Source organism: Rhodococcus sp. P4_E4 (genome assembly GCF_056401575.1).
The window spans coordinates 26,174-45,292 of record NZ_JBFUJB010000014.1; the positions used below are offsets into that span (position 1 = coordinate 26,174).

Annotated in this window: 18 protein-coding genes; 9 read left to right on the plus strand and 9 right to left on the minus strand. The window is 63.4% G+C overall.

Annotation, left to right across the window (positions count from 1 at the left end; translation table 11 throughout):
• The first annotated feature begins 34 nt into the window (after positions 1-34).
• Complete coding sequence (locus tag AC1DVN_RS16445; RefSeq protein ID WP_092765773.1) at positions 35-1,126, plus strand: S1C family serine protease; 1,092 nt, start codon at positions 35-37, stop codon at positions 1,124-1,126.
• Positions 1,127-1,160: 34 nt separating this feature from the next.
• Entirely contained in the window at positions 1,161-2,021 is an 861-nt protein-coding gene (locus tag AC1DVN_RS16450; protein ID WP_092765766.1) for an ATP-grasp domain-containing protein, read from the plus strand.
• Here the strand turns inward: AC1DVN_RS16450 and AC1DVN_RS16455 are convergent.
• The 4 genes from AC1DVN_RS16455 to AC1DVN_RS16470 are packed head-to-tail and all read right to left on the minus strand — an operon-like array spanning position 2,010 to position 6,566.
• Positions 2,010-3,557, minus strand: coding sequence for an AMP-binding protein (locus tag AC1DVN_RS16455; RefSeq protein WP_092765765.1), 1,548 nt, complete (start codon positions 3,555-3,557; stop codon positions 2,010-2,012). The two genes, AC1DVN_RS16450 and AC1DVN_RS16455, sit on opposite strands and share 12 nt — an antisense overlap.
• Positions 3,554-4,792 (minus strand): thiolase family protein, encoded by a 1,239-nt coding sequence (locus tag AC1DVN_RS16460; RefSeq protein ID WP_092765764.1) that lies wholly within the window; start codon positions 4,790-4,792, stop codon positions 3,554-3,556. Before AC1DVN_RS16460 ends, AC1DVN_RS16455 begins: the two co-directional genes overlap by 4 nt.
• The gene (locus AC1DVN_RS16465; protein WP_092765763.1) at positions 4,789-5,721 is read right to left on the minus strand and encodes a fumarylacetoacetate hydrolase family protein; all 933 of its coding nucleotides are present in this window, start codon (positions 5,719-5,721) and stop codon (positions 4,789-4,791) included. The genes AC1DVN_RS16460 and AC1DVN_RS16465 overlap by 4 nt, the downstream gene beginning before the upstream one ends.
• A gap of 53 nt (positions 5,722-5,774) precedes the next feature.
• On the minus strand, positions 5,775-6,566 hold the full coding sequence (locus AC1DVN_RS16470; protein ID WP_070385939.1) for a cyclase family protein: 792 nt from the start codon (positions 6,564-6,566) through the stop codon (positions 5,775-5,777).
• 209 nt (positions 6,567-6,775) lie between these two features.
• On the opposite strand from AC1DVN_RS16470, the gene AC1DVN_RS16475 reads away from it, so the two are divergent.
• The gene (locus tag AC1DVN_RS16475) at positions 6,776-7,384 is read left to right on the plus strand and encodes a TetR/AcrR family transcriptional regulator (protein WP_020905785.1); all 609 of its coding nucleotides are present in this window, start codon (positions 6,776-6,778) and stop codon (positions 7,382-7,384) included.
• Positions 7,385-7,397: 13 nt separating this feature from the next.
• Here the strand turns inward: AC1DVN_RS16475 and AC1DVN_RS16480 are convergent, their stop codons facing one another.
• The 3 genes from AC1DVN_RS16480 to AC1DVN_RS16490 are packed head-to-tail and all read right to left on the minus strand — an operon-like array spanning position 7,398 to position 9,855.
• Complete coding sequence (locus AC1DVN_RS16480; protein ID WP_092765761.1) at positions 7,398-8,381, minus strand: alpha/beta hydrolase; 984 nt, start codon at positions 8,379-8,381, stop codon at positions 7,398-7,400.
• A 19-nt stretch (positions 8,382-8,400) separates the two neighbouring features.
• Positions 8,401-9,327 (minus strand): PIN domain-containing protein, encoded by a 927-nt coding sequence (locus AC1DVN_RS16485; protein WP_477994046.1) that lies wholly within the window; start codon positions 9,325-9,327, stop codon positions 8,401-8,403.
• Positions 9,328-9,381: 54 nt separating this feature from the next.
• Positions 9,382-9,855 (minus strand): GtrA family protein, encoded by a 474-nt coding sequence (locus AC1DVN_RS16490; RefSeq protein WP_074447111.1) that lies wholly within the window; start codon positions 9,853-9,855, stop codon positions 9,382-9,384.
• Between the two features lie 63 nt (positions 9,856-9,918).
• Between AC1DVN_RS16490 and AC1DVN_RS16495 the strand changes: the two genes are divergently transcribed.
• From AC1DVN_RS16495 to AC1DVN_RS16515, 5 genes are all read left to right on the plus strand, one after another.
• Positions 9,919-11,352 (plus strand): FAD-binding oxidoreductase, encoded by a 1,434-nt coding sequence (locus tag AC1DVN_RS16495; RefSeq protein ID WP_477994047.1) that lies wholly within the window; start codon positions 9,919-9,921, stop codon positions 11,350-11,352.
• Positions 11,349-12,110: a decaprenylphospho-beta-D-erythro-pentofuranosid-2-ulose 2-reductase gene (locus AC1DVN_RS16500; protein ID WP_019746424.1), complete on the plus strand. Its 762-nt coding sequence runs from the start codon at positions 11,349-11,351 to the stop codon at positions 12,108-12,110. Before AC1DVN_RS16495 ends, AC1DVN_RS16500 begins: the two co-directional genes overlap by 4 nt.
• Positions 12,111-12,200: 90 nt before the next feature.
• Complete coding sequence (locus AC1DVN_RS16505; protein WP_387404080.1) at positions 12,201-14,054, plus strand: galactan 5-O-arabinofuranosyltransferase; 1,854 nt, start codon at positions 12,201-12,203, stop codon at positions 14,052-14,054.
• 73 nt (positions 14,055-14,127) lie between these two features.
• On the plus strand, positions 14,128-14,736 hold the full coding sequence (locus tag AC1DVN_RS16510) for a TetR family transcriptional regulator (protein ID WP_024487671.1): 609 nt from the start codon (positions 14,128-14,130) through the stop codon (positions 14,734-14,736).
• 99 nt (positions 14,737-14,835) lie between these two features.
• Positions 14,836-15,468 carry a hypothetical protein gene (locus AC1DVN_RS16515; protein ID WP_019746421.1) on the plus strand — a complete coding sequence of 211 codons (633 nt, stop codon included), beginning with the start codon at positions 14,836-14,838 and terminating at the stop codon, positions 15,466-15,468.
• Between the two features lie 22 nt (positions 15,469-15,490).
• Here the strand turns inward: AC1DVN_RS16515 and AC1DVN_RS16520 are convergent, their stop codons facing one another.
• On the minus strand, positions 15,491-16,162 hold the full coding sequence (locus AC1DVN_RS16520) for an MspA family porin (protein ID WP_020968119.1): 672 nt from the start codon (positions 16,160-16,162) through the stop codon (positions 15,491-15,493).
• A 335-nt stretch (positions 16,163-16,497) separates the two neighbouring features.
• Here AC1DVN_RS16520 and AC1DVN_RS16525 point away from each other — a divergent pair, with 335 nt between their 5' ends.
• The gene (locus tag AC1DVN_RS16525; protein WP_019746419.1) at positions 16,498-18,330 is read left to right on the plus strand and encodes a glycosyl transferase; all 1,833 of its coding nucleotides are present in this window, start codon (positions 16,498-16,500) and stop codon (positions 18,328-18,330) included.
• A gap of 9 nt (positions 18,331-18,339) precedes the next feature.
• On the opposite strand, the gene map is transcribed toward AC1DVN_RS16525, so the two are convergent.
• Positions 18,340-19,104, minus strand: a complete 765-nt coding sequence (gene map / locus AC1DVN_RS16530; protein ID WP_020905776.1) for a type I methionyl aminopeptidase — start codon at positions 19,102-19,104, stop codon at positions 18,340-18,342.
• Positions 19,105-19,119 lie beyond the last annotated feature (15 nt).

Genomic DNA, 19,119 nt, shown 5'->3' on the forward strand with positions numbered 1-19,119 from the left:
CGATGGGATGACGACCGGCGGGACGGACGGCTGGATGACCACACGTGCGGGCAAACGCGGTCTGTGGACGGCCGCCGTTCTCGCAGCCGGACTCGGCGCCCTCGCACTGGTCGCACCGCCTCTGACTCCTGGCACGATCGAGTCCGCACCGGTCACGGTCATCACCACCACCCCACCGGCGCCGGTTGTTCCGCTCACCCCGGAGGAACTCTCGGCCCAGGTGGTCCCCACCATCGTCACCATCACCGCGCCGGCCGGATTCACCACCACCGCCGGAACCGGGATCGTGCTCTCCCCTGACGGAGTTGTGCTCACGAATCACCACGTCATCAGCGGAGCCTCGGACGTCACTGCCGTCAGCATGTCCAACGGACTGATCTACGACGCCGAGATCCTCGGGTACGACAGCGTCAGCGACCTTGCCGTCCTTCGACTCGCGGGCGCCACGGATCTGCCGGTGGCTGTGGTCGGCAAATCAGCAGAAGCCACTCGTGGGGATGCCGTCACCGCAATCGGAAATGCGGAAGGCGGCGGAGTGCCCGTCCCAGCTCCCGGCGTCATCACCAACCTCGGTGTCACCGTCAACACCCGCAACGTGTCCGACGGATCGCGAAACCAGTTGAAGGGCCTCATCGAGGTCGACGCGGACATCCGGCCTGGCGATTCCGGTGGCCCCCTGGTCAACGCCGTTGGCGAGCTGATCGGCGTCAGCAGTGCGGGCAACGCCGTCACCGACCGCACCGAAACCTCGCCGGCGCCTCAGTCCTACGCGATACCGATCGACACCGCGCTACCGATCGTCGAGCAGGTACTCGGTGGCCGCTCCTCTGAAACCGTGCGTGTGGGACCGACACCCGTGCTCGGTGTCGCAGTCAAGGATCACGCGGAGATACCGGCCGGCGCGGAAGTTGTTGCCGTGAGCTTCGATTCGCCAGCCGAGCGGGTGGGGCTGACCAAAGGTGCGGTCATCACCGAGTTCGGTGGCAGCCGGATCGCGTCGTCCGCTGATCTCAACGCGGCGATGAGCTCGCGCCGCCCCGGCGACACCGTCGCAGTGACGTGGGTGGACGCAACGGGGCAACCCGGGACCGGTTCCCTGGTCCTCGACGAGGGGCCACCTCGCTAGTCGTACAAGGCGCCAGCCGTGAAAGCATCGTGGCATGACCACGGTTCTCCTGCTCACCTGTGACGGCGCCGCCCGCGAGGCGGATGTCGAAAGCAAACTCGTCATGGAAGCTCTCACCTCCTACGGCATCGCGTCGACGATGGCGCCGTGGTCGAGCCCGTCCCTCCTCGATATCGACGCCGACCTGGTTCTGATCCGGTCGACCTGGGACTACACCCAGCGCCTCGACGAATTTCTTGCCGTTCTCGATCAGCTGACCGCCCCGATCGCCAACCCGCTCCCGATCGTCGAGTGGAACGCCCACAAGGGATACCTCACCGAACTTGCCGCGGCCGGCGTACCTATCGTCCCAACCGCTGTGATCGCTGCCGGAAAGAGCGAAACACTCACCCTCCCTTCGTTCGAGGGTGCCGACGTCATCGTCAAGCCTGCAGTGTCCGCCGGCGCTGTCGGAGTGGGAAAGTTTGCCGCCGGGTCCGAGCAGGCCCACGCTCACCTCAGTTCAATCCTCGAGAGTGGCAACGACGCTCTGGTCCAGCCCTTCATCTCGGATGTCGTAGACGGCGAGCGCTCGATCATCCACCTCGGCGGACGCTACTCCCACGCCGTCCGGAAGATCCCGGCCACCAACGACTTCCGCGTGCAGGAGTTCCACGGCGGAACCAACCACGTCCACGAACCGTCCACCGCCGAACTCGCGGTGGCCGACGCGGCGCTGGCCGCAGCCCCTTGCGGTCCCGGCGAATTGCTTTATGCGCGTGTGGACGTCGTGGGGCCGGTGGATCAACCACTGCTCATGGAAGTGGAATTGATCGAGCCCGAACTCTTTCTGCCCTTCGCCCCGGGATCTGCCGACGCCCTCGCACGGGCAGTTGTCGCGTCTCTAGATCTGTGAAGCGCCTCGGAGTGCCTTCTTGTCGACCTTCCCCAAAGCAGTGAGCGGCAACGCTTCCACAATTGAAATCTCCTTGGGCGCCCAGATCGGGCCCTTGTGTGATCTCACGTGTGCGACGAGCTGCTCGGGCGTGACCGACCATCCCGTCTTCAGTACGACTGCCGCGGTAACCGCTTCTCCCCATTGAGGATCGGGGACACCGAATACTGCACAGGCGGCCACTGCGGGATGATGTCCGAGTGAGTCCTCGACTTCGCGCGGGTAGACGTTGAATCCACCACTGATGATCGTGTCCTTGATGCGGTCGACGATCGAGATGAGCCCAGTTTCGTCGATCCGAGCAACGTCGCCGGTGTGCAACCACCCATTCGCGAGCGCTGCAGCGGTTTGTTCAGGTTTGTTCCAATAGCCGTCCATCACGAGCGGACCTCGCACACAAAGCTCGCCGGGTACGCCCGTCGCGGTCTCGTTTCCCTGCTCGTCGAACAACACCACTTCGACACCTGGCATCGCGCGCCCACAACTCCCCAGAACTGCGGGATCGTCCGTGTGCTCACGTGTATCGAGCACCGTCAACGCATTCGGGGCTTCGGCCTGACCGTAGTGCTGGCTCAGGATCGGCCCGAACACCGCCCCTGCCTGCGCGAGCCTGGTGGGGTCGATGGGTGCAGCACCGTAAAGCATCCAGTTCAGCCCGGACAGATTCGCATCCGACAGGCGTGGATGGTCGAGCAAGGCGTAGAGCATCGTAGGAACGACGAATGTAGCTGTGACTCCGTCATTTTCGATTGCGTCGACAACCCTGTCCGGGTCGAACGACCTGTGCAACTCGAAGCTTGCACCTCGCTGCAGACCGGGTGCGACGAGCAGACCGGCAGCATGAGACATCGGCGTGGTGAGCAGCATGGTGGTATCAGCCGGCCACTCCCACGTGGTGCAGGCCCAGGCATTGGCGACCAAAGATCGGTCCCTGAGCATGACGCCCTTCGGCTCACCGGTAGTTCCACCGGTGTAGAAGAGATACAAAGCTCGACCCTGACCGCCGAAGCCTGAACCTGTTCCCGCCGTAGCCAATTCACACGCTGATTCGAGGGCTGACAGTGACATCACTCGAGTCTGCGCCGCTTCGGCGCGCGCCTGGAACTGTCCGTCGGCAACCAACAGGAGATCGGTACCACTGTCTTTCAGCACCATCCTGTCGTTCTCTTCGGTCGCGAGCGGATGGAGGGCCGTGTAGCGCACGCCTGCCAGACACGCCGCGGCCATGACCGTGAATGCTTCAGGACACGGACCCGCAAGCAGGGCTACCCCGCCTCCGTCCGGCAGAGCGAGGCTACTGAGGACACCTGCAATCCGCTCTATCTGTTCAGCGGTCTGCCGATACGTCAGCTCGGCCCGATCACCGTTCCGATCCGTGAATCGAAACGCGATGTGGTCTGGTCGGCGTCGCAGCGCCGACAGAATCAGATCCGCATATCCCGCTTGCTCGTGCAAGCCTGGCGCCATCGGTTCATCGTTCATCATGTCCGCGTTCATCGTGGCCCTCCCAAGATCGTGACCGCGGCGACGGCTTCCTCGATGCCGTAGAGACCTCCGCCGTTCTCTGCGACCGCGATTCGAGCCCCGGGAACCTGTCGCCGCGCTGCTTGTCCACGCAACTGCGTGACAAGTTCGAAGACCTGCGCTAGTCCCGTTGCCGAGACCGGATGACCACGGGATTCGAGCCCACCTGACGGATTGACCGGACGCACGCCTCCCAATGAACTCGCACCGGACGCAGACCACGCGCCGCCCTCACCGATCGGGCAGAACCCCAAATTCTCGACCTGCTGTACTTCACCGAAGGCCGTGGCGTCGTGGACCTCTGCCACATCCACATCGCCTGGCCCGACTCCGGCTTCCTCGTATGCGCTCATTGCCGCTCGGCGACCGATGTGACTCTCGACGTCACCTGCGGCCCGATCCGTGCCTGACACCAAGCTGCAACCGAGTACCCGCGCCGCCCGCCGAGAGGAATCATGCCTTCGCGCAAAGTCTGCAGTGGTCACAACAATTGCCGCCGCACCGTCACTGACGGGCGAACACATCGGAACGGTCAGAGGCCACGCGACTCGCCTCGCGGCAAGCACCTCGTCGACAGTGAAGGGTTTGCGAAAGTGCGACCACGGATTGTGCACGGAGTGCGCATGATTTTTGGCTGCTACGGACGCGAGTTCGAACTCGGTCGTTCCGAATCTCTCCATGTGCGCCCGAGCAAGAGAAGCGTAGATCTCCATGAACACCGACCGCTCACCCTGCGATCCGAGTTCACCCGGCACCGGAGCGGAGAGTGAGGCAAGGCCGGCGAGCGTCTCGTCGCGATGCGCAACGTCGAGTGCACCGTCGAACACCTCCAGACTTCGAGCGGGATCCGAGCACACCAGCTTGTCCACCCCGACCGCCAATGCGACCTCGGACAGACCGGCGCGAACGTGGGCGATCGCCAGCCAGAGTGCCGTTGCCCCGCCGGCGCAGGCATTTTCGACATTGACGACCGGGACTCCACCGAAACCGTAAGGCCTCAAGGCAATCTGGCCTGGGATCATGTGCTGCCGGTCGATCGCCTTCTGACTGACGGTCGCGTAGAAGACTGCACCGACGTCACCGCGGGTCAGGCCCGCGTCTTCGACGGCGTCGATCGCTGCACGCCCCGCCAATTCCGAGGCCGAGGTATCCGCGTGCCGCCCGAAGGGAGTCGCGCCGACACCGAGAACCATGACTTCGCCGCTCACGCCACCACTCGATTCCTCAATACACCGAGGCCGGCGACCTCGAGTTCGACTACGTCTCCCGGTTCGAGGAACCGCCCGTGTTCCAAGCCGCATCCACTCGGCACGGTGCCGGAACAGAAGACTTCACCCGGGTACAGCCGCGTGGAAGTCGAGGCGAACGAAATCACGTCCTCGAAACGATGGTCCATGTCGGCGCTGGTTCCTCGGCTCACCTCGTCTCCGTTGATTCTCGCGGTCATCTCGAGCTGGTACGGGTCTCCGACTTCGTCGGCCGTCACGATCCAGGGGCCGAGGACATTCGCGTTCGAAAAGTCCTTGCTCTTACTGAGACCGAGTCCGGTGGGGATCTCCTCGAGTTGAGTATCGCGGGCGCTGAAATCGTTGAAGATGGTGTAACCGAAGATATGCGCAGGGGCATCCGCTCGTGAGATGTCGCTTCCACCGCGCCCCAACACACAGGCGAATTCGAGTTCGTAATCGCGCAGGCTCGAGTACTCGGGCCACACGACCTCAGATTCGTGTCCGGTCACCGCCAATCGGTTCGCTATGTAATACAGCGGGCGCTCCAACTGGATCTTCGGCAGTTCGACGTCCTCGAGTGCGACCCCTTGAATTCGGGCGCGAGCGTTGCGGAAGTGATCCATGAAGCAGCCGAAGTCTCGGATCTGGACCGGCTGAGGAAGCGGCGACATCCAGCGCACATCACCCGCGTCGACGATCGCACTTGCCGGCTGCTCGTCTGCCAGCCGATCCAGGATCTCCCGTGCCGCCGGACCACCTTCGATGATGGTTTGCATGGTTTCCAGTTCTGGAGCCGGTTTTCCCGTCACATCATGATGAGCTCGCTCGAGTAACAACAGTTGCTCGCCGCTGCCCGTCACCAGAGCCGTCTGCTGGGTCTTTTCGTATTCGACGGTCGCAAGTTTCACTGTGAGTCAATACCTTTCACTGAATTGTTCGTTAGGTGAGGCAGGAATTTTGCTCAGACGAACGCGACCACACGAGCCGGGGCAGCGCTGGCTCGCGCAAGCTTGATCGGGAAAAACGCCACATGAAATCCCGAGGGCGGAAGCGCGGCGAGGTTCGCCAGTTGCTGAACGATGAATACTTCACGTTCGCGTCCGGCCCGGTGCCCGTCCCAGAGAACCGAGTTGTCGCCGGTGTCACGAAATTTCTGTGCCATGACTGCAAAGCTCAAGTCCCAGCCGGCAGCGTCGGTGCCCAGCACCTTCGCGCCTTGCTCGGCGAGAAACAGCGTGCCTTCGCGACTCATCCCTGGATACTGAAAGAACCCTGGATCAGCCAAGGTGAAGCTCTCTTGTCCGGTACGGAGCAACACGGCACCATCCTGGGGAACGGACGCACCGTTTTCCGCCAGGGCAGCTTTCAGCGCGTCCACCGAGATCGGCTGATTCGCCTCGCACCGGCCGCGCAGGTCGAGCACCACTGTCTCGCAGAACAATTCATCCAACGCGATGTCTGTGATCGTGCGAGAAGGCTTACCCTCCGAGGTTGATCCGTAGTGCAACGGCGCGTCGACGTGTGTGCCCAGATGGCTGTTGAACTCACTCAACATCTCCGATCCCCACCCCTCACCGTCCGGAAGATCATGAACTCCGCACTGCAGTGCTGCCGCGAACTCGTCGCGTCCGGCACCTGCGGGGTGCGAGTAGGTCACCGAGGGGGCAACGACGGAAGCCAGTGCCTTCAAACCCTCGGGGAGCAATTCCCGATCGGCCGGATCGAGAGTTCTAGTCAGATCGATGAGTTCCATGTCCGCCCATTCCGTTAAGTTATTGGACGCTCAGCATAGAACTGGACGATCAACATAGGCAAGAGGGTGTCGCGAGAGGAATACGGCCGGTCGATGGCCGGCCTCGTAGCATGAGTGCGGTGCGCAGGTCTCGGCCCCGACGGGCACGTCGACGTCACCGCGTGCCGGAATTGGCTGCACTCGAGAACGAAAGAAGGCAGGAACACCGAATGGCGTCGACACGCAAGCAGGAGATTTCCGAGGAAACCAGACGGCGACTGGTGAAAGCCGCGGCCGAACTGGCTGCCGAAGGCGGGTCGACCGCGATGTCCGTACAAGCCGTGGCAGAAAGATCCGGTATCAGCAGAGGGTCCGTGGCCTGGCACTTCGGATCGAAGGACGGGCTTCTACGAGCCGTCGTCGAGGACGCATTCCGGTGGGGCATGGAAAAGCTACGCGCAGAGTTGGCATCATCCTCGGCGACCGGAATCGAAGCATTGATCGAAGCCAACTTCGTACTTATGTCATACCCCGAGGCACGAATTTTCTCGACCATCTTGATCGAAGCCGTGATTCCCGGGTCCACCATCCGCGAGACCTACGCAGAGCAGTACGTCGCAATGCGAACGCTGTACGCGGACTACCTGCGTTCGATCGACACCCCGGTCGCCAATCCGGAGTTGGTTGCCGTCACCCTTCTGGCCGGCACTCTCGGGATCAACCTCCAACATCGCCTCGATCCCGACAACGTCGATCGACGTTCAGCAGTAACCGAGCTCGAATCGATCTATGCCCGCGCGATGGCACCTACCGCAACGTCAGGACACGAGAATCCCTAACCGGACCGGAAGTTCAACTTCCCGAACAACTTTCGCCCGCAGCCTGGGGTGGGACCGCATCGAGCCTGGTGCGAATGAACCTGGCGACGTCGCGTAACGCAGCCCGGCTCTCCGGCAAGCCAGGCCAGACGGCGGGAAACGCGTGAACCTGGCCGTTCCAGATCTGCAGCGAGCACGGCACCCCCGCGGCGGCGAGCCGTTGCGCCATCACCTCCGAATCGACTCTGAGCACCTCGGATTCGGCGGCGATCAGCAACGACGGCGGCAAAGCTGCAAGATCGCCGTCGACGGGCGAGTTCGTCTGTCCGCCAAGCTTTCCGATCGCCATCAATGCCGACACCGGGGCGATCACGTCGCGTCGAGCGTTGGCATGGACCGATTTGGTGGTGCAATCGAGATCGAGGAGCGGCGAGAGGCCGACAAGACCGGCCGGAACCTCGAGCCCCGCGGAAACTGCTGCAAGCGCCGTCGCGAAGACCAGGAAACCTCCGGCCGAATCACCAACGAAGACAACCTTTTCCGGCAAGGCTCCCTGTTCGAGGAGCCACCGGTACGCATCCAGGCAGTCGTCGACGGACCCGCTGATGCTCGTGCTCGGCAACTGCCGATATGCGATGTGCAGGACCGGAAGGCCGGTTCGCTTGGCGATGCTGGCCACGACCGGCCGATGCGTGTTGAGCCCGCAGCACATGAACCCGCCGCCGTGCAGGTAGAGAACTACACCCTCGCGCAGATCAGCCGTCGAGCCTGCCGTCCGGACGAGTTCACCGTCGAAACCTGGAAAACGAATCGCTTCCCGATCGATCCCGGACGGAATGCGTACACCCGCGGCCGAGTCCAGAACTGCGGCGCGGCGCATGGCGCCAGGCGTCAGCGGCGCGATCCCGACCACGGGCCGAAGCATCCATCGACACGCGTTGTAGAGGACCTGCGATTCGATACTCGGTCTGCCGTATCGAGTTCCGGTCCTACGACTGACTGAGGGCAACAGAGACATCTGTCCAGATTAGAAGCGATCAGGCACCGAAGAGGTCGACTTCGTCGAGATCGTCGACGATCGTGACCTTTCGTTTCCGCCCGCCGATGACCTTGCCCAGACCGCGCAGTCCACCGGACTGAGCTTTCGGGGCGGGCTCGATGCGCTGCGGCGCAACTCTCGTCCGCGCTGCACGCTGTACGGGCTTGGGTGCGGGAGCTGATGCCGGTGCCTCCGGAACGACGGGCGCCGCCGGAACCTCGGGTTCGGGAATCTCTGCTGGAACGACCGCTTCCGGCTCCACGAAGCCCTGAGCAACCGGCGTCTCGGGCGCGACCTCAGCGACCTCAGCCACCTGCTCCACCTGCACCGGTCCGTCGATCACCGGGATGTCCGACGCCCAGCGGACCCGATACTCGAGGCCGCGCGATGCCAGTTCACGCGCGAGATCCGCGTGCCAGACCCCGTCTTCGCCTTCGCCGTATGCCCGCGCGTCGGAACTGACCCAGATGACGTCGACCTCCGGGTTGCGGTGGGCGAGATCGAGCACGGTCAGCCAGTTCAGCGTCGCCGGGTAGCCGTCTCGCTTCTTCTTGTCGGTATAGGGCCGACGCAGCGAGATCGCCCTCTCGGCCACCTCGAGATGCGACACGTCGACTGGATCGACCACTTCGACGCCGATCGCCACGAGGTCTTCGATCACGTCGTCGACGTAGCCGTCGGCCTTGTCGTGAGCAGCGTCGACGAACCTCGTGAGGTCGCGCCGCAACCCCAGTCGGTCGTACATGCGCGCCTGGACGCTCAGGGCCGCGATCATCTCCGCCGATTCCTCGCGGTAGCGACTCGCAACCTCGAGGACAACCAATCGCGGCACGACGACGCGGTGTCCGAGTGCGCGAGCGTCGGCGATGGCGGCGTCGAACCGTGCGCCCCTGGTCAGGGCCGAAGAATCGAGAACGATGATCATGGGCTCGATTCTCTCTCGAGAAACCGGACGAATGCGCTAATCCACCCCGAACCGTTACTTGATCTTGAAGATCACTGCCCGCTGAACGATGAAGTTGATGACCGTCGCGGTGCCCTGCGCGATGACGAAGGCCAGCGGTGTCCGCCACCAATGCTCGTCGAAGACATGGACCATCAGTTCGTTGAGTCCGACCTGAACCGCAAAAGTGACCGCGTACAGCGCGACTACAGCGATGAAGCGGGCGCGAGAAGGCTCGGCCTTGAACGTCCACCGACGATTGATGAGGTACGCCGTCGTGGTGCCCGCAACGAAGCTCAGCGATTTTGCGGCGACGCGCGGCAACCCCAACGCGAGGAGCAGCACATACAGCCCGTAGTCCACGACCGCCGACAGCCCACCCGTCGCGACGAACCGGACGATCTGCGTTTTCAGGTCCAGCGCGTCGTCGGCGATGTCCGTCGTGACAGGAATCTCGACGGGCAGCGGGACATGGGGTTCGTGCTGGTGACTTGCAGGTGTTTCGGGCACGACGACGAGAGTAACCACTCGAGTCGGAGCCGTCGGCACTACTCCCAGGTAACCTCTACCTTGATGTCCACGACAGCAGAAGAGACGCCGCAGCCGGCTCTCCACACCCAAGCCCGCACCCTCACCGGTTGGGGACGCACCGCCGCCACCACCGCACAGGTGCTGTCCACCCCCGACGTGGAAGTGATCGCCAACGCGGTCGCCCAGGTTGCGGAACAGAACGATTCCAAGCCATCGCATCTGCGACGCGGCGTCATCGCGCGTGGCCTCGGCCGCTCGTACGGCGACCCGGCGCAGAACGCCGGTGGGCTGGTCATCGACATGAATGCACTCAGCCGCATTCATCGCATCGATCGCGACACCGCCCTGGTGGACGTCGACGCCGGTGTGAATCTGGATCAGCTGATGAAGGCTGCTCTGCCGTTCGGCCTGTGGGTTCCGGTCCTGCCGGGTACTCGCCAGGTCACGATCGGCGGCGCCATCGGATCGGACATCCACGGCAAGAACCACCACAGCGCAGGTAGCTTCGGCAACCACGTCGTGTCGTTGGATCTACTGACGGCCGACGGCAAGGTTCGCACGCTCACCCCCAAGGGCGGGCGTAACGACCCGAAGGCCGCACTGTTCTGGGCCACGATCGGCGGCATGGGCCTGACGGGCATCATCTTGCGGGCAACCATCAAGATGACACCGACCGAGACGGCGTACTTCATTGCCGACGGCGACGTCACCAACAGCCTCGACGAGACCATCGCGCTGCACAGCGACGGCAGCGAGGCCAACTACGAGTACTCGAGCGCCTGGTTCGACGCGATTTCCGCGCCCCCGAAGCTCGGCCGTGCGGCAGTCTCGCGCGGATCTCTGGCGAAGCTCGACCAGCTTCCGGCCAAGCTGCAGAAGAACCCGCTCGCCTTCGATGCGCCGCAGTTGCTGACGTTCCCCGACGTCTTCCCCAACGGGCTGGCCAACAAGTTCAACTTCACCGCGATCGGTGAGGTCTGGTTCCGCAAGTCCGGCAAGTACCGCGGCAAGGTCCAGAATCTGACGCAGTTCTACCACCCGCTCGACATGTTCGGTGAGTGGAACCGTGGCTACGGATCCAACGGATTCCTGCAGTACCAGTTCGTGGTTCCGCCGGAGGCCGTCGACGAATTCAAGAAGATCATCGTCGACATCCAGCGCAGCGGGCACTACTCGTTCCTCAACGTGTTCAAGCTGTTCGGCGAGGGCAACCAGGCGCCGCTGAGCTTCCCGATCCCGGGCTGGAACATCTGCGTCGACTTCCGCATCAAGCCGGGCCTGAACGAGTTCGTCACCGAACTCGACAAGCGTGTCCTCGAATTCGGTGGGCGCCTGTACACGGCCAAGGATTCGCGGACGTCCGCGGAAACCTTCCACGCCATGTACCCGCGCATCGACGAGTGGATCGCGACGCGCCGCAAGTACGACCCCACAGGCGTTTTCGCCTCCGATATGTCCAGAAGGCTGGAACTGTGATCAACGCTGTAGGTAACCCGCAAACCGTTTTGCTTCTCGGTGGAACCTCCGAGATCGGCCTCGCCATCTGTGAGGAATACCTGAAGAAGGCGCCGCTCCGCGTCATTCTTGCCGCGCTTCCCGGCGATCCGGGACGCGAAGCTGCGGTCAAGCAGCTCGAAGCGAAGGGTGCCACCTCGGTGGAGCTCATCGACTTCGACGCCGTTGATTTCGAATCGCACCCGAAGGTGATCGACCAGGCGTTCTCGAACGGGGACGTCGACGTCGCGATCGTCGCCTTCGCATTGGACGGTGACTCCGAAGAGCTGTGGCAGAACCAGCGCAAGGCGGTTCTGGTCGCAAACGTGAACTACACAGCGTCCGTCTCGGTCGGTGTTCTTCTCGGCGAGAAGATGAAGGCTCAGGGCTTCGGCAAGATCATCGCGATGTCGTCGGTTGCCGGCGAGCGCGTCAAGCGTGCCAACTTCGTCTACGGCTCCACCAAGGCAGGCCTCGACGGTTTCTACCTCGGACTCGGCGAGGCTCTCGCGGAATTCGGACCGCAGGTCACCGTCGTTCGCCCCGGCATGGTGCGCACGCAGTTCAGTGCCCACGTCAAGGAAGCTCCGCTGACGGTCAACAAGGACATCGTCGCGAAGCTCGCTGTTGCCGCCTCGGACAAGGGCAAGGAAATCGTCTGGACTCCCGGCCCGTGGCGTTTCGTCATGATGGGTCTGCGCCACGTGCCGCGCCCGATCTTCCGGAAGTTGCCGGTTTAAGCTCCTCCCGTGCCAGAAACAACGACTGCTCCGAGTACAGAACTTTCGACCCCGTCGCCGTGGCGTAATGCCGCGGCGACGGTGGTGGAAATGGCCCTCGGAGCGCTGGTCGCCGCTGTTGTAGCCGCTGTCGGGCTCTTTGCTTTCGGCCGAGTGCAGTGGCCGGCGTTCACGTCTTCCAACGTCACGCAGGCCGTCACGACGGTGCTGCAGGTGCTCTGCATCGCAGTGGTCGGTGTTGCGGTTCTGATGTTCCGCGCCCGCAAAGCCGAGCGGGTCGCAAAACTCCTCTCGTGGGCCGGGCTCTCCGGTTTCGTCACCACGACGCTCGGACTTCCCCTGGCCGCGACGAGTCTGTATCTGCACGGCGTCTCGGTCGATCAGCAGTTCCGGACCGAGTACCTGACCCGGCTGACGGATTCGGCTGCGCTGCAGGACATGACGTACGTGGATCTGCCGCCGTTCTACCCGGCCGGCTGGTTCTGGATCGGTGGACGCGTCGCGAACCTGCTGGGCATGGACGGTTGGGAAGCGTTCAAGCCCTACGCGATCGGCTCGCTGGCTGTCGTCGCCGTCGTCGCACTCGTGTTGTGGACCAAGCTGATTCGACGCGATTGGGCCGTCGTTGCAGCGTTGGCCGTCACTGCCGTCGTGTTGGCGTACAACTCCCCCGAGGCGTACGGCGCCGTCATCAACCTCCTGATCCCGCCGGTGCTGATCCTGGCGTGGGGGGCTCTCGATCGCCCGGGTGCCTCTCGATTTGCCGGAGCCGGCGCAATTCTCGGGACGGGCCTGTTCCTCGGTTTCGCCGCAACCGTCTACACGCTGTACCTCGGATTCGCCGCATTCGCCGTGACTCTGATGGCAGTCGTTGCCGCAGTACTTGCCGCCCGCGCTCAGAACACGTGGAAAGCCGCACTGGGTCCCCTTGTCAGGCTCGCCGCAATCGCGATGATCTCGGGTTTGGTCGCTCTGACGGTCTGGGCGCCCTACCTGTTGAAGGCACTCTCGGGTGCCACTGCAGAATCCGGCACGGCAATGCACTACCTCCCCGATTCCGGTGCGGTACTGCCCTTCCCGATGCTGAGCTTCACCCTCGTCGGCGGACTGTGCCTACTCGGCACGGTCTGGCTGATTTCTCGTTTCCTCTTCTCCCGCCGCGCCCGGGCACTCGGTATCGGTGTCATTGCCGTGTATCTGTGGGCACTGCTGTCGATGACGTTCACCGTTGCCGGCAGTACGCTCCTCGGTTTCCGACTGGAGCCGGTTCTGATCGGACTCCTTGCCGCCGCCGGCGTGTTCGGATTCTTCGAGTTCGCCGGTTGGATCGTCCTGGCCACCAGCGAAAATCCCCGCGTCAAAGCGGTACTGGTTGCACTCGGTGTCATCGGAGCCATCGCCTTCGCGCAGAACATCCCGCAGGTGCTGGCGCCGGATATCGCTGTGGCATACAGCGATACCGACGGCAACGGCGAGCGCGGGGACAAGCGACCTCCAGGGGCCGAAGCCAATTACGCGGACATCGACCGGATCATCCGCGAACAGTTGGGACGTGAACCCCATGACACGGTGGTACTCACCGCCGACATCGGCTTCCTGAGCTTCTACCCGTACTTCGGTTTCCAAGGGCTGACGTCGCACTACGCAAACCCCCTCGCCGATTTCCGTGCCCGCGCCGCACTGATCGAGCAGTGGTCGGAACTGAAGACCCCTGACGAACTGATAGCTGCGCTGGACGCGTCGCCGTGGCGCAGTCCCGACGCCTTCGTCTTCCGCCAGGGCGCCGACGGGTACACACTGCGGTTGGCCGAGGATGTCTACCCCAACGACCCGAACGTCCGCCGCTACACGGTCACGTTCCCCAAGGAACTGTTCGACGATCCTCGTTTCACAGTCACCGAGCAGGGCCCGTTTGTGGTCGTTACCCGCTCTGACGCGATCTAACCAGGAGATACGTCACAAAAGGCTTACCGTCGGGGTCGTTGACGCGACCCCGACGCACCCCTAACTTCATACCGTGACCCGAACCGATGCCCGAGCGGCAATGATCGATGCAGCCGAGCGTCTGGTTGCCGAACGAGGTCTGGCCGCTCTGACGCTTCGTGATGTTCAGACCGAAGCCGGACAGGCCAACAAATCGGCTGCGCAGTATCACTTCGGTTCACGTGAAGGTTTGCTGGCGGCCGTCGTCGAGTCCAGAATGCGACCTGCCGGTGAGCGTCGACGCGAGTTGCTCGACACGATCGATCTCGACGCGAATCCACCGACGATGCGTGCCCTCGTCGAGGCTCTCGTCCTGCCGTTGGCGGAACAGACCATCTACCGCGAGGGCACGTTGTACGCACGGTTCCTGGTGCAGTCGATCTTCGACCCGGCCATGTCGTCGACCATCCGTGATCACATGCAGGCCGAGAGTTTCCGCGAAGTTCAGCGGCGGATAGTCACTGCGTCCTCGTTGCCGGCAGAGATCGCCGAACTTCGGGCGGCAACTCTGACCGTGCTCGCCGTCGTCACTTTTGCCACGTGGGAGGGTCGCGTCGACAGCCGAGAACGTGCTCACGTAATTGTTGCCGACCTGATCGAAAGTTGCCTCGGAGCACTCTCGGCCCCGGCTGCGCAAATCTGACACGCTGTCCGGCGAGTTTGTTTCCGAAACTGCCGGGGTACTCAGCCCCTCCAAGCGCAGTCGAGCAAACGGCCGCATCAACCACCGGCGGGGTAGGTGATGACAGTGAGCGAACTCGTTACGCAAAGCCGCGAGCTTGTACCGCATCGTGCAGTTCTCGATTCCGCAGAACATGTTCTGGTCATTGCGCGCGGCAAACCGTTCGGGCGCGAGCAGGCCTTCCACGAAGTGTTGAGCGTCGCGATTCGCAATCGCATCGAAGTACTCACCCTGGCAAGGGCTCTCATCGACGTTTCCGAGTCCCGCGACTACCGCGCGATCCCGACCGACACCGCACACACCGTTGCGGTGCTCGAATGGGGTGAGCTACTCGAGATCCCGACCGAACACCACGAGAAGTCCAGAGCCGAATCGGCTGGAGACGCCGATGAAACGAACGACTTCGACGATCCGATCGAGCCGGAGTATCTGGTCGAGACCGACGTGGGAGGACGCGTCGTCTTCGTCGCCCTCGCGTTCACGATCGGCGGGATAGTCGGATTCTTCGCGCACGACTGGGCGCTTCTGCTTCTGATCACCGCCGTGTACCTCGTGTGGATCGCGGCACGGCTGGTCGCGAAACTCGTCAGTGTTTCCCGCAGTGCCCATTGGGCGGACGCCGAGCCTATTCGTGGCACCGATTCGACAACTCACAACGCGGAACGCTCCCACCACCACGCTGTTGCAGCGTGAGGGCGGGAGCGCCGGTACTGCACTACAACCGTTGCGGCACACCGTAAGTGACGACGGTATCGCCATTCGACGTGACAGCCTTCGCGTAGGGCCTGATGGTTACCGGCCCGATTGCTCCCTGTACGTATCCGTGAACTCCGGAGAGCCGGACGGCTGCTTCAGGTCCGTCGAATTCCTGGTCTTCGAGTAGCGCGACGTCGGTGATACCGCCCGGCGCCAGATCGACGTCCAGTTCCTGTGAAGGAATGATGTCGCCGCCGATGGCGAACCCGTTCGAAATGTCCAGGCCCAGTTCGAAGTCCGGAACCAGACCGATACCGAGGTTCGTTCCGCTCTCGACTGCCCAGTCGAGGCCGGGACTGTTGAGAACAACCGTCGCACCGGTCAGCGCGATCGGATAGCCGATCTGATAACCGATAGTCAGCTTCGTTCCGGTGAAGCTTGCCGCGTCCGGCCCGTCGATCTTCACGCCGGCAACCCCGTCGTGGAAGAACTCGACGCTCAGCGGTGAGCTGTCGAGAGGCGGAAAGACGTGGATAGCGGTATCAGCCTGATAGACCTCTATCCGATTTCCTTTGACGTCGGTGATCGAACTGGTGTTGTCGACGCCTGCCGACGCCGTCCCACCCCCCAGGACAACGGCCAGTAAGGCCACTGCTCCCACTGCGCTACTGCGAACTGCTGTCTTCGACATGCACAAGCACCATCCCATCCGGTATAGGCCCCGGACGTTGGTTCCAACTCTTCGTCGAGGATGGGATTCGTCGGGGCTGCCTGAACAAACGCGAGCAAGATCCTTGTTGCGATACCCCGGTCACGAACCCGTCAAACGATGCACGAAAACATTACTTTCCGGACAAGTCGGGTGGCCCGGTTTGTCCCGTCGACTGCGCCCGCTCGCGGACGCGAACCGTTTTGTTCGTTACTCTGACAGAGGAAGTTATCGAATCGAGACCTAAATAGGCCACCCCGAACTTCTGAGAACTGCCACTTCAGGGATGGGCGCCAGAACCGAAAGGCACCGACTGCATGACCGAGACCTTGCCCGACGTCCAACTGCTCGAAGAAGCACGTCCAGGGCGAGTCCGTTCAGCAGTGCGGCGCTCGGTCGTCCAGCGCGGGCGTCTTGTCGACCTCGCGATCATGGCGACGTTCACCGTTGCGGCGATCTACGTGATGTCGAACCTGTGGAGCGATCTGCAGTCCGGCTATCTGTTCAACGCGGGCCGCGACCAGGCCATGTGGGAATGGTTCTTCGCCGATACCGCTCACGCCCTCGCCCAGTTCCGCAGCCCGCTGTTCAGTGACCTGCAGAATTACCCGCTCGGCGTGAACCTGATGGCCAACACCGCGATGTTCGGCATCAGCATCCCGCTGGCCCCGATCACGCTGATCTTCGGACCGACGGCCACGTATGCGATCGGGCTGACCGCCGGACTCGGCGGCACTGCCATCGCTTGGTACTGGGCATTCTCGCGGCACGTACTTACCGGCGTCTCCGTCCGCTCCAAGATCGCGGCCGCCGTCGGAGCGGGGTTCTGCGGATTTGCGCCCGCCATGATCTCGCATGCCAACGGCCACCCGAACTTCGTCGCGTTCTTCGTCCTTCCGTTCATCTTCTTGCAGGTAGTGCGCATCTCGAACGGCAAGCGTCCGGTTCGCGACGGAATCGTTCTCGGCCTACTCGTCGCGTGGCAGATCTTCCTCGGCGAAGAGCCGCTCCTCATCTTCACGATGTCAGCCATGGTGTTCGGCGCCGCCTATGCACTGCCTGACCTGGCCAAGTCGCGCCAGGCGATCAAGCGCGCGATGCCCGGTCTCGTGATCGGCGGCGCGGTCACACTCCTGATCACCGCGGTGCCGCTGTGGTCGCAGTTCTTCGGCCCTGCGAGCTACGACGGCGTCTCGCACGGTCAGGCCGGCAACGACACCGCTGCACTCACCACGTTCCCGACCGAATCGGTCGCGGGCGATCCCGAGGGCGCGGAGTTCCGGATGAACCCGACCGAGGAGAACGCGTACTTCGGATGGCCGTTGGTGCTCCTGCTTCTCGGCGCAACGGTGTGGCTGTGGCGCATCCGCCTGACCCGCGCTGCCGCCGCCGTGATCGTGGTGATGGGTGTGCTCTCGCTCGGTTCCGAACTGACCATCGACGGTGACAAGACCGGCATCACCCTGCCGTGGAAACTCCTCGCCGACTTGCCGTTGTTCGAATCGGTACTCGAATCCCGATTCGCGATGGGCGCGATTCCGGCGATCGGGCTGCTGCTCACCCTCGGCACGTACCGCGCTTTTGTCGAACTTCGTGGACCGCGCCGCACGGCCGCCGGTGTCTGGCTGGTGGCACTCGCCGTCGCGATGATTCCCCTGATCCCGACTCCCATCGACGCCGATCAGCGATCTGCGACGCCCGAATTCATCACCAGCGGCTCGTGGGAGAACTACGTCAGCGACGGCACCCTGGTGACGGTCCCCGTCGCGAGCGCCGAAGACGCCCGCGCACTGAGCTGGCAGGTCGACGCCGACTTCGGCTTCCCCATCGCCGGCGGGTACTTCGTCGGCCCGGATTCGAAGACCCGCGCCGGAATCTACGGCGCCGAGTCCCGGCCCACCTCGACCCTGCTGGTCAATGCCAAACAAACCGGCAAGGTCCCGTTGATCGATGTGGGCACCAGAGCGAACGCCCTGACCGACCTGCGGTACTGGCACGCCGACGTACTGGTGCTTCCCCGATTCTCCGGCGACGACGCCCTGCGCCACACGGTCGACGAGCTGGTCGGCTTCGACGCCAAGCGCGTCGACGACGTGTGGGTGTGGGACGTACGAGACCTCGTGAGCGGCAAGACCTCCAACCAGAGCTAAGCGGGTTGATCAGCGGGTCATGATCACCGGACCGTCTTCGGTGATCGCGACAGTGTGCTCGCTGTGCGCAGCCCTGGCGCCCGAAACGGTGCGAAGGGTCCACCCGTCGGCGTCGTGCCGGTAGTCGTCGGTTCCGTCGGCGATGAGCATCGGTTCGATGGCGATGACCAGGCCGGGCCGTAGCCGGAAGCCTTTGCCTGCTCGGCCTTCGTTGGGCACGTCCGGGCCTTCGTGCATCTCGCGGCCGATGCCGTGCCCACCGTGATCGGCGAGCATTCCGTATCCGAGGCCGCGCGCGTACTGTCCGATCGCGGCACCGATGTCGCCCAATCGGTTTCCGGGCTGGGCGGCGGCAATGCCACGGGCTAGTGCCTCATCGGTCGCGTCGATCAGTGCCTGATCCTCACTACTTCCCTGTCCGACGGTGAAGCTGATGGCAGAATCGCCGCACCAGCCGTCGAGTCTCGCACCGCAGTCGATACTGACCAGGTCACCGTCACGGAGTCGGTACCCATTCGGGATACCGTGCACCACAGCATCGTTCACACTGATGCAGGCGACGCCGGGAAAGGGTATCGGCGCCGTCGCCGGCCGGTAATTCAAGAACAGCGCCGAGGCGCCGGCAGCCGAAATGACCTCCGCGGCAACGGCGTCCAATTCGAGCAACGTCACTCCGACGCTTGCCGCCTCACGCGCCGCAGCCAGCGCCTGCGCGGTGATTCTCCCCGCCGCCGCCATCGCGTCGATTTCCCCTGCGGTCTTGATTTCGACCATCTCGAACACCTTCCT

What these genes read in the sequence shown, in the direction of transcription:
- AC1DVN_RS16445 (WP_092765773.1), top strand. Translation starts at nt 35, where the DNA reads ATGACCACACGTGCGGGCAAACGCGGTCTGTGGACGGCCGCCGTTCTC.
- AC1DVN_RS16450 (WP_092765766.1), top strand. Translation starts at nt 1,161, where the DNA reads ATGACCACGGTTCTCCTGCTCACCTGTGACGGCGCCGCCCGCGAGGCG.
- AC1DVN_RS16455 (WP_092765765.1), bottom strand. Translation starts at nt 3,557, where the DNA reads ATGAACGCGGACATGATGAACGATGAACCGATGGCGCCAGGCTTGCAC.
- AC1DVN_RS16470 (WP_070385939.1), bottom strand. Translation starts at nt 6,566, where the DNA reads ATGGAACTCATCGATCTGACTAGAACTCTCGATCCGGCCGATCGGGAA.
- AC1DVN_RS16475 (WP_020905785.1), top strand. Translation starts at nt 6,776, where the DNA reads ATGGCGTCGACACGCAAGCAGGAGATTTCCGAGGAAACCAGACGGCGA.
- AC1DVN_RS16480 (WP_092765761.1), bottom strand. Translation starts at nt 8,381, where the DNA reads ATGTCTCTGTTGCCCTCAGTCAGTCGTAGGACCGGAACTCGATACGGC.
- AC1DVN_RS16485 (WP_477994046.1), bottom strand. Translation starts at nt 9,327, where the DNA reads ATGATCATCGTTCTCGATTCTTCGGCCCTGACCAGGGGCGCACGGTTC.
- AC1DVN_RS16495 (WP_477994047.1), top strand. Translation starts at nt 9,919, where the DNA reads ATGTCCACGACAGCAGAAGAGACGCCGCAGCCGGCTCTCCACACCCAA.
- AC1DVN_RS16505 (WP_387404080.1), top strand. Translation starts at nt 12,201, where the DNA reads ATGGCCCTCGGAGCGCTGGTCGCCGCTGTTGTAGCCGCTGTCGGGCTC.
- AC1DVN_RS16515 (WP_019746421.1), top strand. Translation starts at nt 14,836, where the DNA reads ATGACAGTGAGCGAACTCGTTACGCAAAGCCGCGAGCTTGTACCGCAT.
- AC1DVN_RS16520 (WP_020968119.1), bottom strand. Translation starts at nt 16,162, where the DNA reads ATGTCGAAGACAGCAGTTCGCAGTAGCGCAGTGGGAGCAGTGGCCTTA.
- AC1DVN_RS16525 (WP_019746419.1), top strand. Translation starts at nt 16,498, where the DNA reads ATGACCGAGACCTTGCCCGACGTCCAACTGCTCGAAGAAGCACGTCCA.
- map (WP_020905776.1), bottom strand. Translation starts at nt 19,104, where the DNA reads ATGGTCGAAATCAAGACCGCAGGGGAAATCGACGCGATGGCGGCGGCG.